This is a genomic window from Ferruginibacter sp. (genome assembly GCF_031430955.1).
In the GTDB taxonomy this organism is placed as follows: Bacteria; Bacteroidota; Bacteroidia; order Chitinophagales; family Chitinophagaceae; genus Ferruginibacter.
Genome location: NZ_JANPCM010000561.1, coordinates 1 through 5,189, shown reverse-complemented (window position 1 = coordinate 5,189; position 5,189 = coordinate 1). Strand labels below are relative to the sequence as shown.

4 protein-coding genes are annotated in these 5,189 nt (G+C 36.2%); 2 read left to right on the top strand and 2 right to left on the bottom strand.

Annotated features, from left to right (window positions below):
• Positions 1–1,108 (bottom strand): transglycosylase domain-containing protein (locus tag ACY65O_RS16070; protein WP_462221879.1); only part of this gene is annotated, 1,108 nt, incomplete at its 3' end.
• Positions 1,109–1,190: 82 nt separating this feature from the next.
• Positions 1,191–4,163, bottom strand: coding sequence for a type IX secretion system periplasmic lipoprotein PorW/SprE (gene porW, locus ACY65O_RS16065; protein ID WP_462221878.1), 2,973 nt, complete (start codon positions 4,161–4,163; stop codon positions 1,191–1,193).
• A 214-nt stretch (positions 4,164–4,377) separates the two neighbouring features.
• Here porW and ACY65O_RS16060 point away from each other — a divergent pair, with 214 nt between their 5' ends.
• Positions 4,378–4,776 carry a hypothetical protein gene (locus ACY65O_RS16060; RefSeq protein WP_462221877.1) on the top strand — a complete coding sequence of 133 codons (399 nt, stop codon included), beginning with the start codon at positions 4,378–4,380 and terminating at the stop codon, positions 4,774–4,776.
• Positions 4,777–4,810: 34 nt separating this feature from the next.
• On the top strand, positions 4,811–5,189 hold a 379-nt coding region (locus tag ACY65O_RS16055; protein WP_462221876.1), incomplete at its 3' end, for a bactofilin family protein.

The following is a 5,189-nucleotide window of genomic DNA, read 5'->3' as shown; positions in this document are numbered from 1 at the left end:
TTTTAATGTCGGCTTCTTTAATTTTTTCTTCCGACATATTTTTCCAGCGGTCAGTATATTTCATTGCTGCTTCAATAGTAGCTTCGTGGCCTTTCCACATTTTTGCACCATTGTTTTTCATTATCCAGTCTAACTTTTTTTGTATTACCGGCATGTGCTGTACCACTGCTTCCTCAGCATATTGCTGCATTTTGCTGTTGATGGTAGTATAGATTTTTAATCCGTCTCTGTACAGATTATAAGGTTCGCCTGTTTTTGGGTTTACATTAGCAAGACACCAGTCTCTCAATTTATCTTTTAATACATCTCTGAAATATGGGGCGATACCTACATTCTCATCTAATTTTTTAAAATTCGTAATAAGCGGTTTGGCTTTTAATTTTGTTGCTTCAGCTTCAGTTAAATATTTTTCTTTACAAACTACCATTTGATTTATTACTGTATTTCTTCTGTCCATCGATTCTTTAGGACGTGTTATGGGGTTGTAGTAATAACTTTTTAACATTCCAATTAATACAGCGGCTTCTTCAATTTTTAAATCCTTTGGTTCTTTTTGAAAATACATTCTTGATGCATTGCGGATACCAAAAACATTTGCCCAGGGAGCCCTGTTTAAATAAAGTGTAATAATTTCTTCTTTGGTAAAATTGCGTTCTAATTTTACAGCAACAATCCATTCCTTTATTTTTTGAATACCTCTTTTCAAAATATTCCCTTTTCCCTGGCCAAGCATCATTTTGGCTACCTGCTGGGTTATAGTACTGCCACCACCTTGTGTACCCGCAGTAAATACCACCCTTCCTACAGCCTGTGCATCAATGCCAGAGTGGTCGTAAAAGCGTTCGTCTTCTGTTGCTATTAAAGCATGAATGGCATTTGGTGATATTTCATTGTACTTTACTTCGCTGCGGTTTTCTGAGTAATACTTACCCATAAGGATACCATCACTGCTGTAAATTTCTGTTGCTAAATCAGCTTCGGGATTTTCCAATTGTTTTATAGAAGGCATTTTGCCAAGCAATCCAAAGTTGGCACCCACAAATAGCAGTACCACAAAAGCTAATCCGCCAAAAAATATCCGCCAAAAAATTTTTACAGAACGTTTCATACAATATAAAGAGTTAAGGGGGTTAGTTTAAATGATAAGTACAAAAATACCTTTCTCATTTATTTTTTATTAATAATGCCTGTTAAAACTTGCCGGGATATTGTTTATTTAACAGGGCCTTGTAACCGGTAATATCTTTATTTAATTTTAGCACCTGCATATTTTCGGCGGTAATAATAAAAAATGAATATTTATTTGCCGGCAACCACGATACTTCCCTTGCAGCAGATTTTTTTATCTTTTCATAATATTGCAATGCTGTGGCACCATCTGTAAAAGAAGAAATAATTAATACGCTGCGTTCGCCATCAATTACATCTTTTACAATATCAATTTTTTGGCCGTAATAATTTTCTTTATTGTAACGGGTAAAAGCATTCTTTGCTTCGTTAATATAAACACCATCTACTTTTTCTAAAAGCATTATAACGGTGTGTGGCGAATCGGGCTTTATTACAAACGTACCATTGGTTAAAAGCGGGGGTGCTTTTGCAACAGTATCTTTTATTACCGGTGCTGCTACTGCAGGCTTTTGTATAACCGACGGAACGTTAACTATTTTTACCGGTTGCTTTACTGCCGGGTGATTATCATTTGCCATTAAAACAACATCCTCTTCGGCACGGGTTACCTGTAAATTGGTAAGATAAGTTTCAATTTCTTTTCTTCTCTTAATTACATCAATCATAGTTTCGGCCTTGGCTTTTAAAGGCGAATTGGGATTGTTTTCTATCAATGTATTTAAGCCATCTATTGCAACACTGTCGTTGCACATTCTTACATTGTACAATGCTTCTATATAAAGTAATTGCGGTGTCCAGTAATTTACGCCGTATAAAGAATCTGCTTTTTTCTTTTCACTTAAGGCTTTGTCAAACTTTCCTTCTATAAAAAGATCATAAACGTTTTCGTAAGTTTTTGTTGCTTCGGGGTTTTTTGTTTTGGGGTTTAATGCAGCAGGTGTATTTGCCATCTTCCATGCGTTGGAACTGGCAAATTTAGTGTTCAGCAAATTTTTGTAATAATTAGCCCTTTCGCTATTACCTAATTTGTTGTAGCAATAATATAAACCTAAATAAATGTCACCGTCAGCTAATTTATCAGGAAAGCGCTGTAAACTTTCTTCGTAAGTTTTTATCGCTTCTTCATAATCTTCCAATTCGTTTTGATAAAGTTTTGCAAGGCTTAATAAATTGCTGGAAAGAATGCTGTTGCTGGTGTCAATTTTTTCCAGGGTAAGCGGCAGCGCTTGCATAAGGCCATCGTAAGTAATTTCTGTTAGCTGCGTTGCGGCGGTAGCGGATCCTCCATCTTTACCCGGTGCTGCAGTAATATTGCCTGCATTGGTTTGTAAAGTTTGATCAATTGCCGATTTTCTACGCCAGTTATCTACATTAATTCTTGTACCCCATTTGCTTTTAAAATCGCTAAAGCCCCTTGTTTTTAAAGCACTGTTGTAAAAATACCATTCTCCTTTAGTAGTATTAGCTGCAAAAATATCAGCAGGAGGATTATTTGCACTGCCGAAGGTGATCGGATCGTTTCCGGTATTACTGCCATCGTCTTTTAAACCATTTTCTTTACGCAATTTCTTTACTAATTTTTTTACAAAGGCTTCTCTCTCGGCTGGCGAAAGTGCGGCTATGCGTTGCAGACTGTCTTCTCTTTCTATTGTTGTAATATGATCAACGATTTTTGTTAATGCAGCCTTCCTTATTTGAACCTCTGCAAGGTTGTCGGTAAAAGTGGTATCACTCATTTGCAGGCTGTCGTACATATTGGCAGCCATTCTATACATTTTGCGTTTATAAGCAATATCGCCTAATTGTAAAAATGCTTTGTTTTTATAGGTGATATTGTTTTCGTTGTAGCGAACACTTTTATCAAAATTAATTATGGCAGCATTTGTATCGGGTCTTTGCAACAATAGTTGTGCGGCAGAATAATAAACAATATCACGGTAAGCTTCAAACTTATCTTTTTTTGCCATTTTTAAAAGCGTGGCAATGCTTTTATCTAACTCTTTTAAGTTATCACCAGTACGGTACATTTTAGCATCATTCAACCTGGCGTAAATATCTAATAGCGGATCAACTGTATGTTTAGATGCTTTTACATAATACGCTGATGCTTTTTCTGTTTGGCCATTCATTTCGTACAGCTGTGCCAGTAAAAATTCCCTGCGGGATTTATCCTGTTTATCATCAGCATTGGTTAAAGCTTTTTCTAAATGTGCAGCAGCACTGTCGTACCCCGATTGTTTAAAATACCAATAAGCATTTACCTCATCCAAATCGTTTTGTAAACGTTTAGGCAGGTTGGCATCGTTTTGTAAAGTGTTGATGAGGCCTCCACTTTCGCCAAATTCGTTTTGTTCAATTAATGCACGGGCAAGCCATATTAATGCATCGTTGCGGCTTGGTGGAAGCGATGCCACTTTTTGTAAAAAATTTCTTTTTTCTGTATTGGCAATAGAGATATTGCTGCCACTTGCCGATTCATTACCACCTACTACACGGTTATCATCTTCCTTTTTTTTGCGTGGAAAAAGATTGTAGTTGATAAACTGAAATGTCATTGCTGCCGAATCAAAATCTTTTCGGTAATAATAAGATTTACCAATAAGGAGGTACATATTATCCACCCAGTCGTTTCTTAAATCATGCAATAAAATACCGGCGGTGCTTTTGTAAATAATAGAATCCAGTTCTTGTTTTTGCGATGCTGTATTTTCTAATGAATAAGGATAGAAGGGGAGCAGTTTACTGTAATCGTCTTTATTACTTAGTTTGGCTCTTTCCACCACTGCATTAACTTTATTATTGGCATTAAAATAATAATTGTAATGGGTTACCGTATTTTGTATAAGGTGCCTTGAAGTGGTGAATTTTTTATCAGCAGTTTTTTCTGACCCCAGTTTTCTGTTCTCGTATTTTTCTGGTTTTTTTTCTTTGCCAAACGGGTCAATGGTCCAGGTAGGCTGAGCCATTAAATTATAAAAACAGCTGTTAACAGCAAAAAATAAAAAAATAAAAGCAATGGTTCTTTTCAGCATGTATCAAAAGGTTAGAAAACAGGCATAAATATCGGTTATTTTTAGTAATTGTTTCAAGAAAGGTGTTGGCTGATTACACTTTAATCTTTTTTTAAGATGCGCCGCAACTGCTTCGCCTATTACGGTTGGTTTTAACGAGTAGTATTACTCTTTTTTGCACATTTATTGCTTTTTAAGCAGGCTTTAATTATTTTTATCTTCCACAAAAAAAAATATGTCAAAATTTGACGCTAACAACACGTTAAAAAGGCTGCGGAACCGTTACAGATTAGTGGTGATGAATGAAGACACTTACGAAGAGGTGGTGAAATTTAAATTAAACAGGCTGAGTGTATATATTGCTTTAAGTACCCTTTTTGTTTTATTAGTGGGATTAACGGTTGCATTAATAGTTTTTACACCGTTAAAATATTATTTACCGGGTGTGGGTTACGGCAACTCCAAGCAGGTAAAAGAATACAGGGTGCTTAAAGTAAGAACAGATTCAATTGAAAAGGCGCTGGAATACAAGCAGCAATATTTTAACGATTTACAAAAAGTATTGCAGGGCAGTGTTCCAAAATTAGATACCAACAAACTGGATTTACCCAAATTAGAAAATAGCGACGATTGAACTGAAAATTTTTCAACCTCAAAAACTAAAGAATATGTTTAAATCCAAATCCAAATCATCATTTGATGAATCAACTGCCACTTCCACCACCATTATTGGTGCAGGAACCACTATTAGCGGCAACATACAAAGCAATGGCGATATACGCATTGACGGCGTACTAAAAGGTAACCTTACTTCAAAAGCAAAAGTTTTAATTGGTGCCGATGGTGTTGTTGAAGGCGACATTGATGGTAAGCAGGCCGATGTTTTAGGTAAAGTAACCGGTAAAGTAAAAGTTGCCGAACTGCTGTACCTGCATGGCAATGCAGTGGTGGATGGTGATTTGTACGCCGGAAAATTACAAATTGAACCAACCGCATCATTCAATGGCCAATGCCATATGGGTGCTAATGTGGTGGAGTTTGTTACCG